This window comes from Desulfosporosinus meridiei DSM 13257, from assembly GCF_000231385.2.
GTDB classification, from domain to species: Bacteria; Bacillota; Desulfitobacteriia; order Desulfitobacteriales; family Desulfitobacteriaceae; genus Desulfosporosinus; species Desulfosporosinus meridiei.
On record NC_018515.1, the window covers coordinates 2,484,687 to 2,508,331 of the forward strand.

A 23,645-nucleotide genomic window follows, 5' to 3' on the forward strand; every position below is an offset into this window, starting at 1 on the left:
TCTGACTGGATTTCGCTTGAAGTAGGTTTTAATGATTTTACGATAAAAAGAGCATCGCAGGACTGATAATAAGACTTACATCGATTCGTGTTATTTTTATTGTGATATTTGATGTGAAAATTGGTGTGATTTTTGAATTAACACTACAGGACTTACGAAAGAAAAAGTGACGGAAATGGCAGACACGGCATACCTACTGCAAAAGCGGCGGGTATGCCGTGTCTGTTGGGGCAAAATCCTTGGTTAGGCTTATTTATTCTTACTTTTTGTATAAGCTGCCTTATCTATAGTAAATAATATGGGATATGGTTAAAGAAAAGAGGTGATTTAAAATGGATAATTTACCAAATACACATGCACAATCTTCAGAAGTACCATCTGGAGTTATACAACATAATTTATCAAACATTGAGCCAACATCTTCAGAACTCGACGATCTTTGGAAGATGTATTTTACTGAAGGATGGCAACAGCAATGCTAAAACATTGACTGTAAGATCTCAGGACCCTGATTTCCATAATGTTTTATAGTTTGCTTTGGATGTATCAAGTTGGAATATTCAATTAATGGAGGGCCTGTTTAATACTATTCAACATCCTATTCCTAATGCTTTCGGCGAAAAGGATGTAAAGATTAATGCGCCTGCGCTATTTAGAGAAATATATTCAGTTAAATATACGAGACTATTCCGTGATCCGAAAAAACTAAACTTTGACCAACCTTGATGCTTCTGAAAAATGCAAATTTTAAACTATTTGTTGCGAATGTGCTAAGAAATTCAATCGAAGACATAATAACTGAGGCTTTAAAATACGTTATTATTAATGAATAAGAATTCATTAATAAGGCCTATCCTATATAAAATAGACGGTGGCTAAGTTGAATTTAGTCGCTGTCTTTTATGCATATTAACCAAATGTTCAATGTGATTTGCACCTGATAATGGAACCCGTTAATATAATCATTGAACTAGTTTGGAATATTCATTATATTTTGAATAGTTGCAGGACTTAGTCATGCCTGTGTTGAATAATATATGGAATCTATAATCTTTCAATTGTTAAAGAATAGGCGAAAGGAGGAATTAGTTTGTCCGATTTTTGTCCATTTTTTTTGGATACGGGAGATGCGAGAATTGTTGATGCTGGGTTAAGCACCCGTTATTGTACAAGTCAGATGAATCCTGGAAAAAAGATGGTTAAAGGAAGCTATAAAACATTATTAGCCAAGCGGGGATATGGACTAAAAAGTAAAATATGTTTTTCCGACTCCATGGTATGTCCTTTTTATGATGGAGTAAGTACAAATTTAAAAAAATAAACGACACTGAAATCTTTTACGATATTATAATTGAAACTGAAGGCTATAGCAGAAATGATTTTATTTGTGCCTACTCTATTTTAGTCCACGGTTCAACGGTCGATTATAAAGTTGCTATCATTGGAAGAGCATATGGAAATGTTGAAAATTGTGCTGTGTTAGAGGATGACAGACTTGTTGTGCTGATTGATAACTATTTTGTTTTATTTGACTTTAAAGAGTCAACGAGTAGAAAACATGGTTCTTATATTAAGCTTTGGAACGGGCATCGAAATATACCCGTTTGATGATGGTTACATCGTTAATGGAGAAATTGACATTATTAAAGTGGATAAGTTCGTAAATAAGGTTTGGGATTTTAGCGGAAGGGATATTTGGGTAAGACCTAACAGCGAGTCTTCAATCAAGATTTTAGATGACAGCTTGTTTTTGACTGACTGGGAAGAGAGGGCAATTTTGAGACATCTCAAAATTGCCCTCTTTATTTATTAGTAATCGGAATAATGCGCTTATATTTTGCGAAAAATAGTTAGTACTTTTTTATTACTAACTATTGACGTGTGAATAAGTTAGTAATAAAATAATACTAACATCAGATGGTAATGATTCAATACTAAGTAAGGGGTGCTTCAAATGGAATTAAGAGACCATCAAGAACTTACGGAACAAGAATTTTTAACGAGCTATGATGCGGGGCAATTTGAAAGACCTTCTGTAACTGTTGATACTGCGATTTTCACGATTACCAGTGATGATGAAGTCAACAAACGAAACCTTTCGAATCAAGAACTCCAAGTGCTTCTAATAAAGCGTGGTGGGCATCCATATTTGGGCCAATGGGCGTTGCCAGGGGGATTCGTTAATCCTAAAGAAGATGTTGACCATGCAGCAGTCAGAGAGCTTAAAGAAGAAACCAACCTAGACTGTAGCTACATGGAACAGTTATATACCTGGGGCGAAGTAAATCGTGATCCAAGAACCCGGGTGATCAGCATTTCTTATTTAGCGTTATTGGATTCCACAAAGTTTAATATTCAAGCTGGTGACGATGCGTCTGATGCGAAGTGGTATACGGTTAAAGATACTGTACTTAAAAAAGAAAAAACTCTATCAGAAGATGGTTTTATTCAGCAGAAGTGGGTTCAGCTTGAACTTATTAGTGATGAAGTAAGGTTATCTGCGATCATTAAGATCATCAAGATTGTAAAAGGCACCACCATTGAGTACAGGCGAGAAGTTGTCGAACAGACGGGAATTGCTTTTGACCATGCGCGCATCATTCAGTACAGCATCGAGCGCTTACGTAACAAGGTTGATTATACCGATATTGCTTTTAGGTTGATGCCCCATCGCTTCACGCTAAGCGAATTGCAGAAGGTCTATGAAGTTATTCTTGGTAAAAACCTTTATAAAGCTCAATTTCGTTTAAAGATCGAGAAGATGGTAAACGGGACCGGAGAGTTTCAAAGGGGAAAGGCACATAAACCCGCTGAACTCTTTCGATTTAACCCCAATTGGGATGAGGACGATAATTTTTGAAGGAGAAACTATTGAGGGGGAATTGAAGTGTTTGATAAACGTGATTTTTTAGGATTTGCGAATCAAGTTCTAAGCAAACAAGTTGATGTTCTTAACAACTTGGGGGCATTATCGGCCAGCGATCTAGACCTAACTAAAACAGTCCTTGTGGTCATTGACATGGTTAACGGGTTTGCCAAGGAAGGTGCACTTTACAGTCCCCGAATCGAAGGGCTTATCGCTGAAATCGAGAGAGTCATGCAAATTTGCAACGATCGTGGTATCCCCATCGTAGCTTTTGCAGATAATCACACCGATGAAAGTCCTGAATTCAAACGCTATCCCATACACTGCGGGTATAACTCTAAGGAATCAGAAGTCGTGGAGGAGTTCCGAGGCCTTTGTCTGGTCTTTAATAAAAACTCAATCAATGGTTATCTTGAAGCGGAGTTTCGAGAATGGCTAAATGTCCATCCAGATATTAATACATTCATCGTTGTTGGCGACTGCACGGATATTTGTATCGCCTCATTCGCTCTAACCGCTCAAGCAGATTTCGACCGGCGAAACAGGGACTCTTCGGTGATCGTTTTAACCCAAGGCGTGGAAACCTTTGATATCCCAGGTATTCATGATGGCGACGTTTATCAGATGCTTGGGCTAATGTATATGTCCTCAAATGGCGTGAGACTTGTCTCGACGTTAGTTGAATAGAAAGAAAGGAGCGATGAAGATATGAGTGTTTTTAACGGTCAACGACTGCCGGCTGAAATCTTTAAAATTGACACTGAACGGATGAGAAAAGGGTGGTACTCTGACGCGTATTTCTTAAATATCGTCAAAATCCTCGAAACTCTATCAGAAGAAGACTATACGTTTGAAGGCAAAAGTGACCTTCAAGATATTCCGGAGGATAAATTGGCCCAAGTAAAAAACGGTGATATTGTCGTTGAGATGCAATTTTTTACTCGACGAAAACCCTATAGTTTGGTGGCTGGGGTCGACGAGGCTTTGACTATTCTTAAAGAATGCACCGGTTATTATGATGATATTGGTGACTTTGTTAATATGTATCATACGCTTGAGATCGAAGTGGTTGAGGATGGGACATTCGTTAAATATGATGGAAACCCCATGGGCGTACAACCCGTGCTTAAAGTGAGAGGAATTTATCGCTATTTCGCATTACTGGAAACTCCGATTCTGGGGGCTCTTTCGGAGGCATCACGGGTAGCTACGAACGTTTATAATGTTCTTAAAGCGGCGAAAGGGAAAGATATTCTCTTCTTTCCAGCTCGTTTCGTTCACTACAAAATGCAGGCGCTGCACGGGTATGCTTATTCCTTGGCAGTACAAGCGTATAACGAGAAATACGGTAAGACATCCAATACCTTTGTTTCTACCGACGACCAAGGTGATTGGTGGGGCGGGAAAGCCGGGGGTACAATAGCCCATGCATCCATCGCGGCTTTCCTCGGCGATACGTCCGAAACCATGATGCAATTTTCGCGGATTATGCCGGTTGAAGTCCCCAGGATTGCCCTCGTGGATTACCACAATGATTGCCTTGGCGACACTCTTGAGGTGATGAAAAGGATGTTCAACAAGTATTGGAGTCTTTTAAAAGAGGGTAAAAAGGAAGAAGCCCAAAAGTATCAACTCTTTGGCGTTCGCCCAGATACCTCGGGGAATATGCGTGATGTGTCAATTCCTCCCCTGGGTGATAAGAAATTAGACTGTGGCGTAAATCCACGCTTAATCTGGGCACTGCGCAACGCGATCAATGATGTTTTTAAACAATGGGATATTCCATTTGAAGCGATTCAGGTGGCTAAAGAGTGGTGCCATGCGGTTCGGATTGTGGTTACAGGAGGCTTTAACGCCAAAAAAATCACGATGTTTGAGGAATTAGGTGTGCCGGTTGATATTTACGGGGTCGGTTCTTCACTTCTGGAAAACTCGGATGAAACAAATAACGATTACACATCGGATATTGTCCGAGTAAAGTTAGACGAAATATGGGTGGAAATGCATAAAGTCGGGCGAGGCCCTTGCGATAACCCAAATCTTGAGCGAATTCAGTAGGGGTGAGGGGATGGAAGGTTTCATTGCAGTATTTGGCGGGTCATTTAGTCCTGTTACAAATGCTCATTTAGCGATAGCAGAACAGATTACCAATCTCTATGACATTGAAAAGGTTATCTTTTTACCGGTGAGCGATTTGTATGAAAAGAGAGGACTCATGTCAGCTGAACATCGTGTGGAGATGTTAAAGCTAGCGTGTGAATCAAACACCAAGTTTGAAGTCTCTGAAATAGAGGTTCAGTCGACAACCCTGCTGAATACGATTGACTCACTGCGTAGGCTGCGAAAACAGTATCCGGATCATCCGATGGCGTTTGTCATAGGTTCCGACAATTTAAGGCTGATTGATACCTGGAACGATTTTCAAGAACTTATGGATGATTACTATTTTATTGTTATTCCCCGGAATGGAGATAACCCCCAAAAGATGATTCGGAAAAACCCGTCACTCCTGGCAAATTTGGAAAGCTTTTTAATTCCTGAAGGCTATATACGAAATGATGGAAATTCGACTCATGTCCGTGACTTGCTTAAAGTCGGTAAGAGTGTCCGTTATCTTGTACCGGAACCAACGTACTTTTATCTGGAAAATAATTTGAAGGGATGGGGTTTTAATGCGTGAATGGAATGAAGAGATTAAAAACAGAGTGGAATGGATTAAAGGTATCTTGAAAGACGCTGGAGCCAAGGGTATTGTGATTGGAATGTCTTCCGGAAAGGACAGCAACACTGTAGCTGCTCTTTCGAAATTGGCAACAGACAATGTTCTTGGTGTGGTCATGCCTTGTGATAGTGTTGAAACGGATAAACAGGATGCGCTCCGTGTCGCTGAACAACTCGGAATTAAGACAGTCGAAGTCAATCTGAAGGATAGTTATTCAGCGCTGTCTCAGAGCCTCAAAGAAGGAATGGGGGGACCCCTTTCTCTGATGGCTTCGGCAAATATTAAACCGCGCCTTCGTATGACCACACTTTATGCCGTTGCTCAAGAAAGGGGGTACTTGGTAGCCGGTACCGATAATCTCTCGGAAGCTGTGATGGGATATTTCACCAAGTGGGGTGATGGTTCGTTTGACTTTTGTCCGATTTCTGACTTAACAGCAACTGAAGTCGTGGAACTTGGCAAGGAACTCGGTATCCCAAAAGAGATTATTGAGAAAGCACCTTCAGCCGGGCTCTGGGAAGGACAAACTGATGAAGGGGAAATGGGGATTACCTACAAAGAAATCGATACCTTTATACGATTAGGTATCGCGAAGCCTGATAACATCGAGAAAATTAGAAAAGCTTACCACAAAAACGCTCATAAACGACAGTTACCATATAGCTATGGGACGATTGAGTCACCTGTTTTAGCAACTCTTTAATAACCTCTTATATGTATGACAGGTAAAATTGAAAGCGAGCCAGAGCTACTCTGTGCTCGCTTATAGTATTCAGAAGAAAAGGACGTATGCTGTCCCTCGGGAATATAGGGTAATTCGAATTTGATTCCAAGCAATTAATGCCAGGATAGTAGGTTAAAAATCCATAAACTCAAGTTCTATTTTAGGCTTGAGTTTTTAATAGCCGAAATTTTAGCAATGCTAAAATCCGGCTATTTTTGTGTCGTTTTCTAATTTTTCAATCCAGAACTGAACAACTTGGAATGGTGGTGAGGGTATTTGTTATCCAGAACCATGCAATATTTTCATACCTATACCAATAACGTATACGTCATTTAAAGTCTACCCAGAAGCTGATAAGTTTTTATTTGACTGCAAAATTCCATCAATTCCAGTAAATATGCGGGTTTGATCTATAGTTGCCAGAAAAAATATGAAGCTATTATTTAGGCATGGTTCTTGCTTATTAATGTTGTATAATGTCAAACCGCTCAACCATGTAGCAGCTAATAATATTTTTCCGGGAAAGGAGTAGGCAGGTTAGTGAAATAATTACCATACTCAGTTAATCAACCACAGATTGCACAGAGAATACCCGTTCAGAATTCCCCAAACAAACCAGTAAGTAGGTGGTGAATTTCGTGACAGAAAATATCTATCTGATAATGCTGCTGCTGTTTAGCGCAGGCATTTTACTGCCCATCCTCACGAGCAGCAGCCCAAAAATAACGAACATTTTAGCTCACGGTTTATCAGTGTTCGGTTGTTTAGCCATTGTGGCCTGTTCAGTTGAAGTATTTATTGCCGGTGGAGTGACTTTCACTTATGCTATGGGTCTGCCGGTGGGAGCGTTAATCATCCGAATTGATAATTTAGCTGCATTTTTCCTGCTGGCCTTAGGAGTAGTAGGGACAGCGGCCAGTATTTACGCTCTCGGCTACAGCCGGGAGTATTACAAGCAGCGATTAGGATTAATGGCCGCCCTTTATAACTGCTTTATCTTATCAATGGCTCTGGTCCTGACCGTCAGCCAGGTGGCCTATTTCCTGATCGCCTGGGAGCTAATGACCGTAGTTTCTTTCTTCCTGGTCAACCATGAATATGAAAAGACAGCTAACACCCGTGCCGCTTATAAGTACATTTTGATGACCACCCTGGGAACAGTCTTTATTACCACGGCCTTTTTAATTCTTAGTATGACGGTGCACAGTTTGGACTTCCAAATGTTCAAAGGTGCTTCCTTAACCAATACCCTGCGTAATCTTGTTTTTTTCTGTGCCTTACTTGGTTTCGGTACCAAGGCAGGTGTGATCCCCCTGCACATTTGGCTGCCTGAAGCACACCCGGCGGCACCCAGCCATGTCTCGGCTCTGATGTCCGGGATAATGATCAAGACTGCAATTTATGGTATGTGCCGGTTTTTCCTGGAGTTCTTGGGTGTCGGACCTGCCTGGTGGGGTGAGGTGGTTCTTTTTCTGGCCATTGTCTCCTCAGTCCTGGGTGTTTTATATGCCCTGATGCAGAACGACCTAAAGCGTCTGCTGGCCTATAGCTCGGTAGAAAACATCGGGATCATCTTGCTGGGTATTGGCGCGGGTATGGTCTTCATGAGTAACAATCAGCCTATCCTGGCGGGACTGGCTTTTGTGGCAGGACTTTATCACCTTTTTAACCACGCCGTCTTTAAATCCCTGCTCTTCCTGGGTGCCGGTTCAGTACTCTATTCTACCCATACTAAAAACATCGAGGACCTGGGCGGACTGATCAAGAAAATGCCATACACCGCAGTTTTCTTTCTGACCGGTGCCGCTGCAATCTCAGCTTTGCCGACACTTAACGGTTTCGTCAGCGAATGGCTGACCTACCAGTCACTTTTCTATCTGCCCCAGGCAGTAACCGGTATCATTCCTCGTTTAGGGTCTGTTATTTTGATCGGTTTGCTGGGCTTAACGGGGGCCCTGGCAGCGAACTGTTTTGTTAAGGCCTTTGGGGTAACTTTCCTGGCCAAGCCCCGCAGTAAACACGCGGAACAGGCCAAAGAAGTTCCCGCCACAATGCTGACCGGGATGGGCCTGCTGTCCCTAATGTGTTTGGCCCTGGGTGTTTGGCCCCAAGGGATGCTCAAGCTTTTACAGGGAGTTTTATCCCCATTTACCGGACTTGATGTCAGCACTCTGTTCAAACACCAGTGGTATGCTGCAGCCTTTAACATTCCACAGGCTAATGGCGTTATCGCCATGCCGTTGGTCATAGGCATGCTGGTTGTTGGTCTGATCGCCGCAGTGCTGATCTACAACTTCAATGGTAAACCGAAAAATGTGGAAGGGGAAACCTGGACCTGCGGTATTATTCCCAATGCCCGGATGGAATACACTGCCACCGGGTTTGCCCAACCGGTTCGCCGGGCCTATAAGGCTTTTCTCCGTACGAAAGACACGGTTACTGCCGATAAATCCCTTAATCCCTACCACGGGGTTAAGATGAAAATGACCGTGGGGATTAGCTATCTGATCGACGTGTGGCTTTATCGACCGGTCAAAAAAGGAATCTTGTTCTTGGTCAACCGTGTCAAACCCCTGCAATCCGGTAATTTGCAGCATTACATCGGTTATGTCCTGCTGGTAACCGTCGTTATTCTAATTCTGGGAGTGAGGTGGTAAGCATGTCAGTATTGTTCATGATCATTCAGGTTGTCGTGCTGGCAGTGCTGGCTCCTTTGGTAGCAGGTGTGATCAAAAACACCAAGGGCAAAATGCAAAGCAGAAGGGGACCCGGTTACTTTCAGGTTTACTATGACCTAAGGAAATACTTCAAAAAAGATAATGTAATTTCTCCGACAGTTTCCTGGATATTCTTGGCGGCACCTTATATTTACTTTGCCACAGCCCTGGGAGCGGCAGCCTTGGCCCCGACTCTCTTGTTTGACCGTGGTCTGCACTATGACAGCATCTTTGTCTTGATCTACATGCTGGCACTGGGCAGGTTCTTTCTGGCCCTGGCCTCCCTGGATGCCGGTAGTACCTTTGGCGGAATGGGTGGTTCCCGGGAAATGTTTATCAATGTTCTGGTGGAGCCTGTGATGATGCTGACCTTGTTCACTGTGGCTATGCGGGCTAATAGCACGGTAATGTCTCAAATGGCCGGTGCCGCAGCAGCTTCCGGAATTTCCTTATCGGCCATTCTGGCAGCCATCGCTTTTCTGATTCTTACGGTTGCTGAAACCGGACGTATCCCGCTGGACAACCCGGATACTCATCTGGAATTAACCATGGTTCACGAAGGTATGGTCTTAGAGTATTGCGGACGCTCAGTTGGTTTGATTTTTTGGGCTTCCGCAATTAAGCAGCTGGTTACCATCCTGCTGATGGTCAACTTCTTTCTGCCCTGGAACCCGGTTGGTAGCTTGCCCCCCGTTGTTTGGATGATCCTGAAGGTCCTGGTGATTGCGTTTGTCCTGGCTGGTATTGAAACCAGTACCAACAAGATGCGTCTTTTCAGATTACCAGGATTGTTGATCGCAACCGGCTGCTTATCACTACTGGCGATTATCGCCATGTAGCAAGGAGGGAAATATTCATGACACTATTAACAATCCTGCTCTTAGCCGGTGCGGTCATTTTAACCAGGGTATCCTCTCTGCGGACTGCTGTCGGTATCTTAGGGCTTCAATCGGTGATTGTGGCTCTGGCTTGTTTGATATTCGGTCTTAAGACCGGGGAATTTCATATGTATATCGCCGCTGTGCTGACGGCGGTCATTAAAGTTGGTTTAATCGTCTATTCCCTTTGGAGGGTTACCTTGCAATTAAAACATGAACGGGAAATCGCTAACTTCAACGTCTCGTTCCTCCTGGCCATTCTGGCGATCATTGTTTCCTATGGGTTTGTCAATAAAGTTTTGCCCCATATGGCGGGAGAAACCTTGGGAGCTGCCATCGCTTTAACGATGATCGGTCTCTTGATGATCATCGCCCGCTCTCAGGCCATTATGCAGGTTGTCGGTTTAATAACCATGGAGAACGGACTGTACCTTTTAGGTTTATCCATCACCAAAGGTTTGCCGCTGATCATCGAGATGGGTATCTTCTTTGATATCCTGGTTGCTGTGGTTGTCTTGGTAATTCTCACTCATAGACTTAAGTACTCCTTTGAGACCACAGACACCAGCATCTTAAACGAGTTAAAGGGGTGATATCGATGTTCGAGTTGATCTTAGCGGCCTTAGTGCTGCCGATTGTCGTAGGGTTAATTACCCTGACGCAAAAGAATCTTACCACGATCCGCTATACTAATCTGGCAGGGAGCGCCTTAACCAGCGGCATTATACTGGCGATAATTCGCAAAATTACCGAAATTAAAGTATTTAGCAGTGAGTTTCTGTATGTGGACTACCTGAGTGCTGTACTGCTATTAGTGGTAGCTCTGCTGACCTTTACTGCCACCTTATTTTCCCTGCCTTATATGGAGAGGGAAGTAAAAGAAGGGCATGCCACGGAAAAGATGATTCCCCGCTACTACGCCCTGCTTAACTTGTTTACCTTTGCCATGGTCAGCGTTCTGGTCGTGGGAAACCTGGGTCTGATGTGGGTGGCTGTGGAAGGTACGACTCTGGCTTCCGCGCTGCTGGTGGCCTTCTACTTCAACCGTTCTGCCCTGGAAGCAGCCTGGAAATACGTCATGATTTGCACGGTGGGTATTTGTTTAGCTCTGCTGGGTACGATGATACTCTATTACGCCCAGGTTAATGCGGTTGGCGAGACCCAGGCTTTGAATTGGCTCTACTTGAAGCAAATCAGTAACACCCTTAATCCTACCATTGTTAAATTAGCCTTTGTCTTCATCCTGATTGGTTACGGCACCAAGGCCGGTCTGGCTCCCATGCATACCTGGCTGCCGGACGCCCACAGTCAGGCCCCCTCGCCGGTTAGCGGGCTTTTATCCGGTGCGCTGCTGAGCTGTGCTTTCTACGCTCTGATTCGCAATATCATTATTATCCAAGGAACCATTGGGACAGAGTTTATTCATACAGTCCTGCTCGGACTTGGTATACTCTCTGTTTTGCTGGCCATACCCTTTGTCTTGGTACAGCATGATGTTAAACGATTGCTGGCTTATTCTTCCGTCGAACACATGGGCATTATCGCCATCGGTTTCGGTGTCGGTACCCCCCTGGCAGTGTATGCAGCCCTCTTACACATCATTAACCATGCCATAGCCAAGTCTGCTCTGTTCTATCTGGTCGGTATCATCAGCCAGGAATATAAAACCAGACATATTAAAGAGATCCAAGGAATTGCCCGAGTGATGCCCAGCGTAGCGACTATGTTCATGATTGGCATCTTAGCCATCACAGGGACACCGCCGCTGAACATCTTTATTAGTAAGTTCCTACTGATCATGGCCATGTTCGAGAACAAAATGTGGCTCCTAGGCGGGTTAACTCTTCTGTTGCTGGTCGGTGTCTTTGCCGGTTTGATGAACTACGCCTTAAAGATGACCTTTAGCAACGTTCCTGAAAAAATGAAGCGGGCCAATGTTTCGCCAGTCGCTCTAACTGCCATTGGTCTTTCTCTCTGCCTAATGATAATCGGTGGAGTTTACCTGCCGCCGATTCTAAGCGAAATCTTAACTAAGGCAGCAGAAATTGTGATAGGAGGTTAGGAAGCATGAAGGATTACAAAACGATTCCCGCTGCTGAATTAAGGGAGACTGCCTACCAGCTCTATGCTGACGGACAAAATGGTCTGATGTCCATGTTCGCCAATGACGAACGGCAATTAAACGGAAATTATGCTATCTACTGCCTGTTTTCAGTAGGTAAAAGTATGCAGGTCATCAAAGCTGTTTTGAAAGATAAAGGGAAATTGGAGTTTCCTTCAATTACACCTAAAATCTCAGGCGCTGCCTGGTATGAGCGTGAGATTTACGACATGTTTGGTCTAAAGCCCGTGGGTCACCCGGATTTAAGACCGCTGGCCCTGCATGAAAACTGGCCACAGGGGATCTTCCCGTTGCGCAAAGACTTTAACAGCCAAACACCTGTACCCACTGCTAAGAAAGAGTTCCCCATGGCCGGAGTGGAAGGGGAGGGAGTGTTTACGGTTCCGGTAGGTCCCATCCACGCCGGTATTATTGAACCCGGTCACTTCCGCTTTAGCCAGGCAGGTGAGGACATTATCCGCTTGGATGCCAAGTTATTCTTCCTGCACCGGGGCATTGAAAAAGCCATTGAAGGGGTGCCGATTGAACGCGCTTTTTACCAGGTCGAACGCATCTCAGGTATCTGCACAATTGCCCACTCTTTGTCCTATTGCCAGGCTATTGAAAATATAGCCGGTGTAACCATTCCGTTAAGAGCGCAGTATTTAAGAGCCCTGGTAGGTGAAATGGAGCGCCTTTACAACCATGTGGGGGATATCGGCAACCTATGTGCCGGGATGGGATTTGCTGTCGGAATTATGGCAGGTGCCCGTCTGAAGGAAGATATCATGAGGGTCAACGAAGCACTTACCGGTCACCGTTTCCTGCGCGGCATGGTGGTCCCCGGTGGTGTGCGCCTGGACATCAATGAGCAGTTAAGCGCTGAGATCAGGTTAATGCTGGACAAACTGATGCCTGACTTCGATGAGATGATCGAACTCTTTAGAGGAAATGATGCCTTCCTGAACCGTGTCGAGACCACCGGCATTGTACCCCGGCAGGCAGCTCTGGATTTAGGAGTAGTAGGAATCGGTGCCAGGGCCTCCGGGGTTGATGTAGATATCCGGCGGGATTTTCCTTATGGTTGTTATTCTGCGCTGCAATTTGACGTTCCGGTCTATACCGAAGGTGATGTGGCTGCCCGTCTGTGGGTCCGTGTCGATGAAGTGGCTCAGACAGTGAAGCTGATCCGCCAGATTTTAGAGAAAATGCCCCAGGGACCCCTGAAGGCAGCTATCCCCACCATTAAACCATACAGCAGCGGATTTGGCTGGTGTGAATCACCCCAGGGCAATAATCTTCACTGGCTGATGGTAGGGGAAAACAATACGGTTTACCGCCTGTATGCTCGGTCTGCCGCTTATCCTAACTGGCCGGCCCTAACCGTAGCAGCACCCGGCAACATCATCCCCGACTTCCCGCTCATAAATAAGAGCTATGAGTTATCATACGCCTGTGTTGACAGATAGGAGGGTGCGGCATTGTTAAAGGTTTGGAAAAAAGTTCTCGCCACTGGTAATGTAACAGAACCCTGGGAAAAGTCAGTACCTCCGGAACGTTCGAGGGGTGAAGTGGTCGTAGAGCAACATGCAGCCTGTAAGGGTTGCAAGCTTTGCGTCGATGTTTGTCCTACCAAGGCAATCAAATTATACGAAGGTTCACCGGTGATTAACCAGAAGGCCTGTGTCTTTTGTGGACTCTGCGTAGAGTCTTGCCAAGACGGTTGTTTAAAACAAACTTCTAATTACAAACTGGCAACCTTAGGCGGTTCACTGGTTGAGAATACCGGTTCAGAATTGAGAAATAAAATCCGCAGGGTCCTGGGCCGGTCCCTGCATATCAGGCATCTGGACATCGGTTCCTGCAACGGCTGTGATTTTGAAATGAACCATGTCTGCAACCCTGTTTACGATATCCAACAATATGGGATTGACTTTGTAGCCTCTCCCCGGCATGCGGATTTGTTGATGGTCACTGGGCCTGTCACCCGTAATTCTACCCAGGCGCTCATGATGACCTATGAGGCAACACCTACTCCCAAACTGGTCATGGCCCTGGGGGCCTGTGCCTGCAGCGGCGATCAGATTTTCGGTGAGAGCTATGCCATTAGAGGGGCTGTTGATGCCTTTGTTCCCGTTGATATCTACGTGCCTGGCTGCCCTCCGCGGCCGCAGGCTATTATTCATGGGTTAATGCTGGCTCTGGATCGGATGTAGCTTAAGGGAAGTAGGAAGGCAGCACTCTCCACACTCAACCCACTCCTTAGCTCAAAAACGAAATGCGTTTTGATTGCCCTGTTAAGTTCCAGAAAAAAGATACCGTTTTATATGTCACCCAGAAAGCACTCATTGCTGAAGAAACCCGCCAGAAAATGCAACAACCCGATGAACAAAAAACAAACAATTTGTGATTTCATTTTAGCTCTCGTTCTCATCTATCTGATGGTGTGGTTTCTAAGTTTAGAACATTTTTTTAGCCAAGATTTTGGAGAAAAGAGGTAAAGTTCAAAATGAAGAAGATTTTTATCAGTCACTCATCAGAAGATAAAGAGATGTGTGATGCATTTGTAGATGTTTTAGAACAATTAGGTGTTCCTGAAGCTGACATACTGTATACATCTTCAGAAAGGCATGGTGTAACTGGAGATGAAGATATATTCGAATATCTAAATAAGCATATTAAACAAAGATTGAATGTATTTTATATGTTGTCCAATAATTATTTTAAAAATATCCATTGTATCAATGAAATGAGGGCAGCTTGGAGAGCACAAAATGAATATTCAATTTATATCTTACCAAATTTAAATTACGTAGTGAAAGGCTTAAACAGTAAGAAAGGTTATAATTTAACGTCTGCTATCGAATTGACCAATCTCAAAGATAGAATAACAAAAATTTATAATACCTCTATACCAGAAAATAAATGGGAAGAAGTTAAAAACAAATTTCTTGAAGTAGTGTTATGATGAATCACTAAATTTAATATAAAGTATTCGCTAAAAAAGCTAATCACTTGATGATTGGCTTTTTTAGTTATTAAGATATTACAAGTGAACAATTAAAGTGTTCCTGGGGACACAGAGGGACGGTACAACTGTCCCCTTGTGTCTGTCTGGTTATGATCCTTTATAATTAAATTAGGATGGGTTGTTTAGCCTTTTCACGTTTCCTGCAGGGGAATAAGGAGGCGGACCGTCGTTAACCCTTGTTTTTAGGACCCTTTTATCAAGAAAATCTGGTATGAAAGAAAAGGTAATTATTTTATGCTTAACGAATAATCCAGATATGTTAAATAGGGAGGCTAAGATATGAAAGGGGCAGTTATATGTTAGCGGATATAAAAAGAATTTGTAACTTAGGAACAGGTACAATCGGTCCGGGGATCGCATTAACTTTCGCTTTAGCCGGTTACCAGGTCAATATGTATGGCCGAACCCAGGCTAGTATCGAGGGGGGGATTAAGAGGATAGCTGAAATACTGCAAAGGTTTGATGACCATGGTTTAGTTGATACCTCTGAGATGCCGCTTATCATGGAGAGAATCAGAGGTGTAACGACATTAGAGGAAGCAATGGCAGGTGCTGACTTTGTTATCGAATCGATTAGCGAAGATCTTTCTTCTAAACAAGAAATCTTTGCAAAAATCGAGAAATTTTGCTCACCTGAAACCGTTTTTGCTTCAAGTACATCTGGATTAAGCCCAACTGCCATTGCAGCAAAGCTAAAACATAAAGATCGTTTTGTTGTTGCCCATTTCTGGAATCCCCCTCAGCTGATACCGCTGGTTGAGGTAGTCCCGGGAGAACATACTTCCCGGAATTCCATTGTTCTTACCACAAAATTATTAGAAAAAATCGGGAAGAAACCCGTTGTATTAAACCGTGAAGCTTTAGGTTTTATCGGTAACCGTCTGCAGTTTGCCATGCTGCGCGAGGCCTTATCCATTATAGATTCCGGTATTGCCAGCAAAGAAGCCGTTGATACAACGATGAAATACGCCTTAGGACGCCGATTATCAACAACCGGTCCTTTTGAAAGTGCAGACTTAAGTGGTTTAGATATTATCGGCAGCATTTCAAGTTATCTATTAGAAGATCTTTGCACCAGTCATGAAGTCTCACCAGTTTTAAGAAAGGCTATCGCAGAAGGAAAGCTCGGGGCCAAAACGGGCTCGGGTTTTTACCAATGGCCGACGGATTCTGTGTTTAAAATTAATAAGATTCGGGAAGATAACTTGATTGAATGGTTAAGCAAAGATAAGCAAGGATATTTAGACTGGGAGGAGTAGGTTTCATCAAAATTCCAGATGCTGGGCAGCCATTCGTTGAAAGGATATTTCTGAGAGCCAAACAAATTTATCAGAGTTGTCACCATGCCAGACCCACTTTGGAATTCTCATTCCAAAGTGGGTCTGGCATGTTATGGCCATGAAAATGGGTAGTATAAGGTTAAAGCAGGTAGGGGAGTACTGTATGGAATGGATTTGAATCAAAGGCCAGGGAGATAGATCTTGCTGCATTTTCCTGGAGATATAGCTCACGCATAACGGAATTCATAGTATCACATAATAAGGTATCCAATACAAATAGGAAGAGTTGAGTGTATGTTTAGTTTCTTTCGCAAGAAAGAAGAGAAGAAATTAACCAATTCCGTCGACGCAAACATCAAATTATTTAAAGACATTTTCACAAATGATGATACATTGATTGTCAGGAAGTTTCAGAATAAGTATTTAAAAGCTGCTGCCTGCTGTGTTATCTACATTGATGGCATGGTAAATAACGAAGTGATCAATGAGAATATTATTCAGCCTATTTTAGGCGGAAACTTAAACGAAGGAATTTCTGATGGCAATCTACTGGAAGAATTGCAGTATAAAGTGATTGCCTCCGGCGATGTCAAAGAAACAGCCAATATTCAAGATTTGGTCGGGGCCGCAATCAATGGTGATACGGTCTTGCTGGTGGAGGGCTATAAGCAAGCTCTCATTATAAGTACCAAAGGATGGCAGACCAGGCCCATTGATGAACCCTTAGCCGAGAGGGCCGTGCGCGGACCAAGAGAAGGTTTTGTCGAGTCTTTAATCATAAACCTGTCCCTAATCAGGCGGAAAATCAAAAATCCGGACTTGAAGTTTCAATTCAAAGAATTGGGATCAAGCACCAAGACCAAAATCTGCCTTTGCTATATAGACGGGGTAGCCCCCGAAAACGTTCTTCAGGAATTGATTCACCGGCTGGATAACATTGAAATCGATGGGATTATGGATTCCGGCTATATCCAGGAACTCATCAAGGATGCTCCTTTGTCGCCTTTGGAAACGGTAGCTTCTACAGAAAGACCGGATAATGTAGCCGGGAAGCTGCTGGAAGGAAGGATTGCAATTGTTGTTGACGGAAGTCCGTTTGTGCTCACGCTGCCGTTTTTGTTTGTTGAATATTTTCAGGCAGATGAAGATTACTATAACGACTCCTTATTTGCGTCGGTCAGTAGAAACTTAAGGATGATCGGTACCTTTGCAGCAATATTCCTCCCGGCAATTTATGTATCCCTGACAACATTTCACCAAGAGATGATACCGACACCCCTTTTATTAAGTATTACAGCTGCCAGGCAAGGCACGCCCTTTCCGACAATCGTGGAAGCGGTGATTATGGGTTTTTTGTTCGAAATCTTGAGGGAAACCGGGACGAGAATGCCAGCGGCAATCGGGCAGACGGTAGTTATAGTGGGGGCATTAATCCTGGGGGGAGCAGCAATTGAAGCCAGGTTTATCAGCGCTCCTATGGTGATCGTCAGTGGATTGACCGGTATTACGGCGCTCCTGACCGTAAAGTTTAAAAGCTTCCCCATAATTCTAAGGCTATTATTGTTATTCCTTGCTTTTCTTATGGGCTTTTACGGAATTATCTTCGGTTTAATCGGACTGGTTATTTATTTTATGCAAATGCGTTCCTATGGCGTCCCCTATTTGTTAGGGACTACTGCTTTTGATGAGAACAACATCAAGGATACGGTTACCAGAACACCGTGGCGGCAAGTGAATTTTCACCCTCGGCTCCCGGTGGTGGAGAACCAAGAGTCAGATCATAGAAAATAGAGGTAAGCAGCTTAATGAAATCTACAAGTAAAATTCTATTAGTGATCTTGATTTTAGCGAATACCCTGTTTTTAGCCGGTTGCTGGAACTATCGGGAGATCGATACGCTGAGGTTTGTGGCGGGGATAGCCATTGACAAAGGCGAAAGCGGCGATCAATATCTGTTAACCGTCGAAACCGCGGATATTAAGAACGGTGGAGAAGCAATCATGAATTCAAATACCATTACAGTGGCTGGAGATACGCTGTTGGACGCTAAAAAAAATATGGATTCCATATCCGGGAAAAAATTGTATTTTGCTCATGCCAGGGTCGCTGTTTTAAGCCAGGCTGTGGCGAAAGAGGGGGCAGTAAAAGTTATTGATTGGTTAGCCAGGAACGCCGAGCTCAGGGAGGATATTGAAGTGCTGGTATCCCAGGCAAGCACTGCCCAAGAAATACTGGAAACCGGGAGCAAAACGGACCAAATCATTTCTTTTGAACTGGACAAGGTGATGAAAAATCAAAAAACTATCGCCAATGCCCCAGAGAAAGAGTTATGGAATTTGATCAACGATTTAGGTGGCAGCGGTATTTCAGCAGTCCTTCCGTTAGTGTCCCTCAAGAAAGTCAATAGCCGAACCTTGCCCTCTGTGACGGGAACCGCTGTCTTTAAAAAGGATAAGTTGGTCGGCTTTTTAAATGACAATGACACGAGGGACTTGCTCTTTATTCAAAACAAGGTTGATGGCGGATTACTTGTCCAGAATGGGGAAGGGGACAACGCCGGTTCAAAAGTATCTTTAAAAATATTAGATACTAGGACGAAACTAAAACCTGTTGAGAAAGATGGGAATGTAGAAATCTCCATTGATATTAAAACTACGGTTGCCATCGATGAGATCGAAGGCACGGAAAACTATATTGATGAACCGGGAAGGCTTAGGCTGGAGAAAAGTGCCGAAGAGAGTATGAAAAAGAGTATTGAAAATCTAGTCCAAGAAGTTCAAATGAAGTACAACTGCGATATCTTCGGGTTTGGAGCTAAAGTTAAAACGGATATGCCTGGTACTTGGAAAGAAATCGAGACATTATGGGGCGATAAATTTAAAGATTTAAAGGTTTCTGTTCATCCGGAACTTACCATCAAAAATAGTGCCGCATTCTCTCACCCTCTTAGAATTGGAGATTAAGGTATGGTTGTTTTGGTCATTTTTTCCTACGCATTGATTATCTATTTAGATTTAATTCCTTTATACAGGAAAAAGCTTTGGCGGGACTTTGGCGTCAATATGGCCCTTACTCTACTGACCTTTGCCATCGCCTTTTTAATCAGCTTGGATGTAGCAATACCCAGTCCGGTATATCCCATCAAAAATTTGATAATTTCAATCTTAGGGAAGTAGGTAAGGTATGAATAAGGAAATGATTACTACTAAACAGGGGGTTTACCTCTTAACCTTGTTCATGATAGGAAGCAATCTGTTTATGGGATTGGCTCCAGCTGCCAAGAGTGACGCCTGGATTGCCGCTCTTATGGGAACGTTGATGGCCCTGCCCATAATTTTTATCTACGCCAGGCTGCTCTCGCTTTTTAAAGGAAGGGATATATTCGATATTCTTAATTTGGTTTTTGGCAATGTTTTAGGAAAAATAGTAGCCCTAGCGTATATTTGGTATCCCTTGCATTTAGGAGCCATGGTTATCAGAGATCTTGGAGAATTCTTTAACACTGTTGCAATGCCGGAGACACCCATGCTTTTGCCCATGCTTTTTCTAGGTTTTTTATCCATCTGGGCGGTCATAGCGGGAGTGGAGCTTCTGGGACGCTGCAGTAAAATTTTCTTGCCCATCGTTGTTATTATCATGTTTATAACCAGCTTGCTGGTCATTCCTTATTGGAATTTTGCCCACCTCAAACCGGTAATGTATGATGGGATTGGGCCGGTTTTAAACAGCGCCTTTGATATCTTTTCCTTTCCGCTTGCTGAAACGGTGCTTTTTCTGGCTGTTTTTTCTGCCTTGAAGACCGAAACGTCAATTTACCGGGTATATTATTCGGGGCTGTTTATCTTTGCGGCCATCGGTGTCCTGCTTACCCTAAGAAATATCCTTGTTTTAGGCGGTGATATTGTCAGCGTGGTTAATTTTCCCCTCTATGTTGAAGTTAGCCGGATAAATATTGGTGAATTTATCCAGAGAATTGAAGTTTCAGTTGCTACGACATTTGTAATTACCGACTTTATAAAAGTGAGTGTATGCTTGTATGTAACCTGTATTGGAATCAGCAAATTATTCGGGTTAAAAAATTACAGATCAATTGTTGTTCAAACAGGCCTATTAATGGTTCTATTGGCTTATATCATGTATGAAAATATCATGGACATGATTTATTTTGCTTTTGAGATCTATGCTTATTATGCCCTGCCCTTTCAGGTGATTTTGCCTGCCATCATCCTAGTTATTGCTGAACTAAGAATCAGAACGGGTCAATTACATATCGGAAAGAAATATTGATGTGTTGATATAAGTTGCTGTCATGCACCGGCTTCCTACTATATGTAGATGGGTATGCTATACTGATTATACATTGAGTATTAGTAGATATGTGCAATTGAACATTTGTTAAAATTATATAAGTGGAGGAGATTGATGATGGAAAAGGTTATATGGGTTAGAAGTAATGGAAAAATGATCGGTGCAAAAGAAGATGACGGTTTGGATATCGTAAACAGGTATTTAGAAGAAGGCTGGAAAGTTAAGCATATATCTGCATGTGCTTTAGGCGAAAGTATAATCACAGGACAAGCATATATTGTTATTGAAAAAGATAGTGATTAGTGTAATTTTTTAAATATTAATGTTGCATCGTAAGCGATATAAGAAATATCAAAGAGGTCCCGCCAGCACGGAATATAATTAGCACCGATTTGGTTTGCCAAAACGGGGCTAACTATCTGCTAAAAGCTTGCGATTTCCTATGCTAAGGTAATCTAACCAGGCAAAACCCTCATATCCCAAAAATTGGACATGACAGTTTTGCCTGGTTAGGGTGAGGAGGGTAAGAGCTTTAATCCCCAAGGCTAGCTTAAATATTTATCCCCAATCACTATTTTACATCTTCTCAAGGACCAATCCATACTGGGGCTCCAATTGGAATCTGAGATGTATCGATCTTTACTAAAACGATCGTTCCATTTTCATAAAACTAAATATAAAATATTTGCTAGAATCTTTAAATAATATAACATATAATAGAATATGCTTTAACCCTTTAGTCTATATACTGGAGACACTTTAAAACTATCAAAATAACTAAAATAAGAATTATAATTACTATCTATGCCTCATTATCCTATGACAATTATTCAATTAAGAACAATAATTAAAGCAAGAATGCATAACTTTATGGCAAAGCAGTTTAAGGTAAATTGGCTTACATAAATGTTAGATTGTGAAAGGTGGAGCAAGAATTGTCAGCAGCGTGTCACATTCATACGGATATCGATAAGTGCCAGGGGTGTAATAATTGTATCAGACATTGCCCAGTCCATGGGAACATCGCATATTTAGACACAAGTGGGAATGTAAAAGTAAAAATCAGCGAAGAGAATTGTATTGAATGTGGAGAATGCTTAAAAGTATGTAGTCATAGTGCTCGGTACTATCAAGACGATATTACCTCTTTTTTTGCAGAATTAAAAGGCGGCAGCAGAGTCTCAATACTAACAGCTCCCGCAATACGTGTAAATTTTCCAAATTACAAACGGCTTTTTGGCTATCTTAAATCCCTTGGAGCTCATGCCTTCTATGACGTATCGCTGGGAGCAGATATCTGTACCTGGGCGTATCTAAAGACAATCAATGAAAAAAATCTAAAAACACTCATTGCTCAACCTTGTCCCGTAGTCGTCAATTATATTGAAAAATACGTTCCGGAATTACTTGAGCAACTTTCCCCCATTCACAGCCCTATGATGTGTACGGCTGTATATATTAAGCAGTACGTGAAAGACACTTCTGCCTTGGCAATGCTATCTCCATGTATCGCAAAGAAAACGGAATTCGAAAGTACTGACAATACAATAAGCTATAACGTAACCTATAATAACCTGGCAAAGTACCTCGAAGCCCACAATGTCAACCTCAATAATTACGAAGAAGTTGAATTCAATGACTTAGATTGTTCGTTAGGACTGCTATTCAGTCGCCCCGGCGGTCTTCGGGAAAATGTCGAAGCTAGAAACCCTGACGCATGGGTTAGGCAAGTAGAAGGTCCTCAGGAAGCTTGTGACTATCTAAAAACATATTCTTCTAGACTGAAGCAGGGCAAATCTGCACCCTTACTTGTCGATATCTTAAACTGTTCTCACGGTTGCAATATTGGAACAGGAACAAGTTTAGACAAGTCAGTTCTTGATGATATCGATAATACATTAAACAGCTTAAAGGTTGTTAAACGAGAGGAAAGGGTTAGGAATAAGCATTTTAGCAAGATGTCTCGTCTAAATTGGCTTGACGAATATTTCACTAAAAACCTTAGACTAAGTGACTTCTTTCGCGCATACGATAGGAATCGAGCACTAAAGCCCCTTAGCAATCCTTCTGAATCCGAACTGAACAGCATCTATATTAAAATGCACAAAACAACCCAGGAGGCAAAAGAATTGAACTGCACTGCCTGCGGGCACGCCACCTGTCGAGATATGGCAGTCTCTATCTATCATGGCTCAAATATCGTTCAAAGCTGTATCGACTATAGTAGGGCAGAAATTATATTTGCTAAATCAGATAGCATAGACGAGATGAATACCTTAGTCGACCAGCTTAAAGCTGCCGATATCGAGAAGGAAAAGGGCATTATTAAACGGCAGAAATATGTTGACTCCATTAAATCCACGGTTTTGCAAATGGCGAAGAGCAATGAGGAAAGTGTTTTAAGCTTAAACAACATTTCTAATTACATCTCTCAAACTTTAGACACGGCTATATTGCTTAAGGATAGCGTTAATGCGATGACCCAGAAATTAAACAATTTTGCCTCGGCTTCCGGTGAACTTGTCGAGATATCTAGCCAGACAAACCTACTGTCTCTAAATGCCTCCATTGAAGCGGCTCGGGCAGGGGAAGGCGGTCGCGGATTTTCGGTTGTAGCTCAAGAAGTGAAAAAACTGGCAGAGCAATCAAAGACTGTGGTTAGCAATACTATATCCGAGGAACGGGCCATGCTCGACGTATTGTCAGGAATTGAACAAGGGTCTTCTACCTTAGAGGAAAACATGCAACACATCTCCGATTCTGTTGCCGAAATGCTAGCAACAGTTCAGGAAATGGCTGCGCAAGAGGAGGAAATCCTCGTTGGTTTAGACTCTTCAATATAAGAGAATTATGTATAATTTCATTTGCAACATTGGTAGTGTTATACTTTCATTCCACAAACGGAAATAGACCGGATCTCAACAAAGGTTCGGTCTATTTCGCGCTTTCGATTGGAGTTTAAGATCTTGAATTTTATGGAGTAATTACACTATAATTAGTAAAATTACTAATGCCTCT

General features: G+C 42.8%; 22 protein-coding genes. All 22 read left to right on the forward strand.

The features are described 5' to 3' along the window. The first annotated feature begins 332 nt into the window (after nucleotides 1-332). The 22 genes from DESMER_RS23790 (at nucleotide 333) to DESMER_RS11500 (ending at nucleotide 23,470) form a co-directional block, all read left to right on the forward strand. Entirely contained in the window at nucleotides 333-482 is a 150-nt protein-coding gene (locus DESMER_RS23790; RefSeq protein ID WP_158405967.1) for a hypothetical protein, read from the forward strand. 608 nt (nucleotides 483-1,090) lie between these two features. Beyond that, nucleotides 1,091-1,321 carry a hypothetical protein gene (locus tag DESMER_RS11400; protein ID WP_014903202.1) on the forward strand — a complete coding sequence of 77 codons (231 nt, stop codon included), beginning with the start codon at nucleotides 1,091-1,093 and terminating at the stop codon, nucleotides 1,319-1,321. A gap of 237 nt (nucleotides 1,322-1,558) precedes the next feature. After that, nucleotides 1,559-1,813, forward strand: coding sequence for a hypothetical protein (locus DESMER_RS11405; protein WP_042333702.1), 255 nt, complete (start codon nucleotides 1,559-1,561; stop codon nucleotides 1,811-1,813). A gap of 141 nt (nucleotides 1,814-1,954) precedes the next feature. Next, the gene (locus tag DESMER_RS11410) at nucleotides 1,955-2,860 is read left to right on the forward strand and encodes an NUDIX hydrolase (protein ID WP_014903203.1); all 906 of its coding nucleotides are present in this window, start codon (nucleotides 1,955-1,957) and stop codon (nucleotides 2,858-2,860) included. Nucleotides 2,861-2,887: 27 nt separating this feature from the next. After that, nucleotides 2,888-3,553, forward strand: coding sequence for a cysteine hydrolase family protein (locus DESMER_RS11415; RefSeq protein ID WP_014903204.1), 666 nt, complete (start codon nucleotides 2,888-2,890; stop codon nucleotides 3,551-3,553). 21 nt (nucleotides 3,554-3,574) lie between these two features. Next, complete coding sequence (locus DESMER_RS11420; RefSeq protein ID WP_014903205.1) at nucleotides 3,575-4,924, forward strand: nicotinate phosphoribosyltransferase; 1,350 nt, start codon at nucleotides 3,575-3,577, stop codon at nucleotides 4,922-4,924. A 10-nt stretch (nucleotides 4,925-4,934) separates the two neighbouring features. Beyond that, nucleotides 4,935-5,546, forward strand: a complete 612-nt coding sequence (nadD, locus tag DESMER_RS11425) for a nicotinate (nicotinamide) nucleotide adenylyltransferase (protein ID WP_014903206.1) — start codon at nucleotides 4,935-4,937, stop codon at nucleotides 5,544-5,546. Next, a complete protein-coding gene (gene nadE / locus DESMER_RS11430) occupies nucleotides 5,539-6,291 on the forward strand; it encodes an NAD(+) synthase (RefSeq protein WP_014903207.1) in 753 nt (250 codons plus the stop codon). Before nadD ends, nadE begins: the two co-directional genes overlap by 8 nt. A 659-nt stretch (nucleotides 6,292-6,950) precedes the next feature. Next, complete coding sequence (gene hyfB / locus DESMER_RS11435; RefSeq protein WP_014903208.1) at nucleotides 6,951-8,969, forward strand: hydrogenase 4 subunit B; 2,019 nt, start codon at nucleotides 6,951-6,953, stop codon at nucleotides 8,967-8,969. 2 nt (nucleotides 8,970-8,971) lie between these two features. Further along, nucleotides 8,972-9,868 (forward strand): respiratory chain complex I subunit 1 family protein, encoded by an 897-nt coding sequence (locus tag DESMER_RS11440; RefSeq protein WP_014903209.1) that lies wholly within the window; start codon nucleotides 8,972-8,974, stop codon nucleotides 9,866-9,868. Between the two features lie 17 nt (nucleotides 9,869-9,885). Beyond that, a complete protein-coding gene (locus DESMER_RS11445; protein WP_014903210.1) occupies nucleotides 9,886-10,500 on the forward strand; it encodes a hydrogenase in 615 nt (204 codons plus the stop codon). Between the two features lie 5 nt (nucleotides 10,501-10,505). Next, a complete protein-coding gene (locus DESMER_RS11450; protein ID WP_014903211.1) occupies nucleotides 10,506-11,969 on the forward strand; it encodes a hydrogenase 4 subunit F in 1,464 nt (487 codons plus the stop codon). Nucleotides 11,970-11,974: 5 nt separating this feature from the next. Beyond that, complete coding sequence (locus tag DESMER_RS11455) at nucleotides 11,975-13,477, forward strand: hydrogenase large subunit (RefSeq protein ID WP_014903212.1); 1,503 nt, start codon at nucleotides 11,975-11,977, stop codon at nucleotides 13,475-13,477. A gap of 12 nt (nucleotides 13,478-13,489) precedes the next feature. Then, on the forward strand, nucleotides 13,490-14,224 hold the full coding sequence (nuoB, locus tag DESMER_RS11460) for an NADH-quinone oxidoreductase subunit NuoB (protein ID WP_014903213.1): 735 nt from the start codon (nucleotides 13,490-13,492) through the stop codon (nucleotides 14,222-14,224). 293 nt (nucleotides 14,225-14,517) lie between these two features. Beyond that, nucleotides 14,518-14,976: a toll/interleukin-1 receptor domain-containing protein gene (locus DESMER_RS11465; RefSeq protein ID WP_014903214.1), complete on the forward strand. Its 459-nt coding sequence runs from the start codon at nucleotides 14,518-14,520 to the stop codon at nucleotides 14,974-14,976. A 359-nt stretch (nucleotides 14,977-15,335) separates the two neighbouring features. Further along, nucleotides 15,336-16,298: a 3-hydroxyacyl-CoA dehydrogenase family protein gene (locus tag DESMER_RS11470; protein ID WP_014903215.1), complete on the forward strand. Its 963-nt coding sequence runs from the start codon at nucleotides 15,336-15,338 to the stop codon at nucleotides 16,296-16,298. Between the two features lie 315 nt (nucleotides 16,299-16,613). Further along, on the forward strand, nucleotides 16,614-18,110 hold the full coding sequence (locus tag DESMER_RS11475) for a spore germination protein (RefSeq protein ID WP_014903216.1): 1,497 nt from the start codon (nucleotides 16,614-16,616) through the stop codon (nucleotides 18,108-18,110). Nucleotides 18,111-18,124: 14 nt separating this feature from the next. Then, nucleotides 18,125-19,282, forward strand: a complete 1,158-nt coding sequence (locus DESMER_RS11480) for a Ger(x)C family spore germination protein (RefSeq protein WP_014903217.1) — start codon at nucleotides 18,125-18,127, stop codon at nucleotides 19,280-19,282. Between the two features lie 3 nt (nucleotides 19,283-19,285). Next, nucleotides 19,286-19,495: a hypothetical protein gene (locus DESMER_RS11485; protein ID WP_014903218.1), complete on the forward strand. Its 210-nt coding sequence runs from the start codon at nucleotides 19,286-19,288 to the stop codon at nucleotides 19,493-19,495. A 7-nt stretch (nucleotides 19,496-19,502) separates the two neighbouring features. Next, nucleotides 19,503-20,606, forward strand: coding sequence for a GerAB/ArcD/ProY family transporter (locus DESMER_RS11490; RefSeq protein ID WP_014903219.1), 1,104 nt, complete (start codon nucleotides 19,503-19,505; stop codon nucleotides 20,604-20,606). 135 nt (nucleotides 20,607-20,741) lie between these two features. Next, nucleotides 20,742-20,930, forward strand: a complete 189-nt coding sequence (locus tag DESMER_RS11495) for a hypothetical protein (protein ID WP_014903220.1) — start codon at nucleotides 20,742-20,744, stop codon at nucleotides 20,928-20,930. A gap of 632 nt (nucleotides 20,931-21,562) precedes the next feature. Beyond that, entirely contained in the window at nucleotides 21,563-23,470 is a 1,908-nt protein-coding gene (locus DESMER_RS11500; protein ID WP_014903221.1) for a [Fe-Fe] hydrogenase large subunit C-terminal domain-containing protein, read from the forward strand. Nucleotides 23,471-23,645 lie beyond the last annotated feature (175 nt).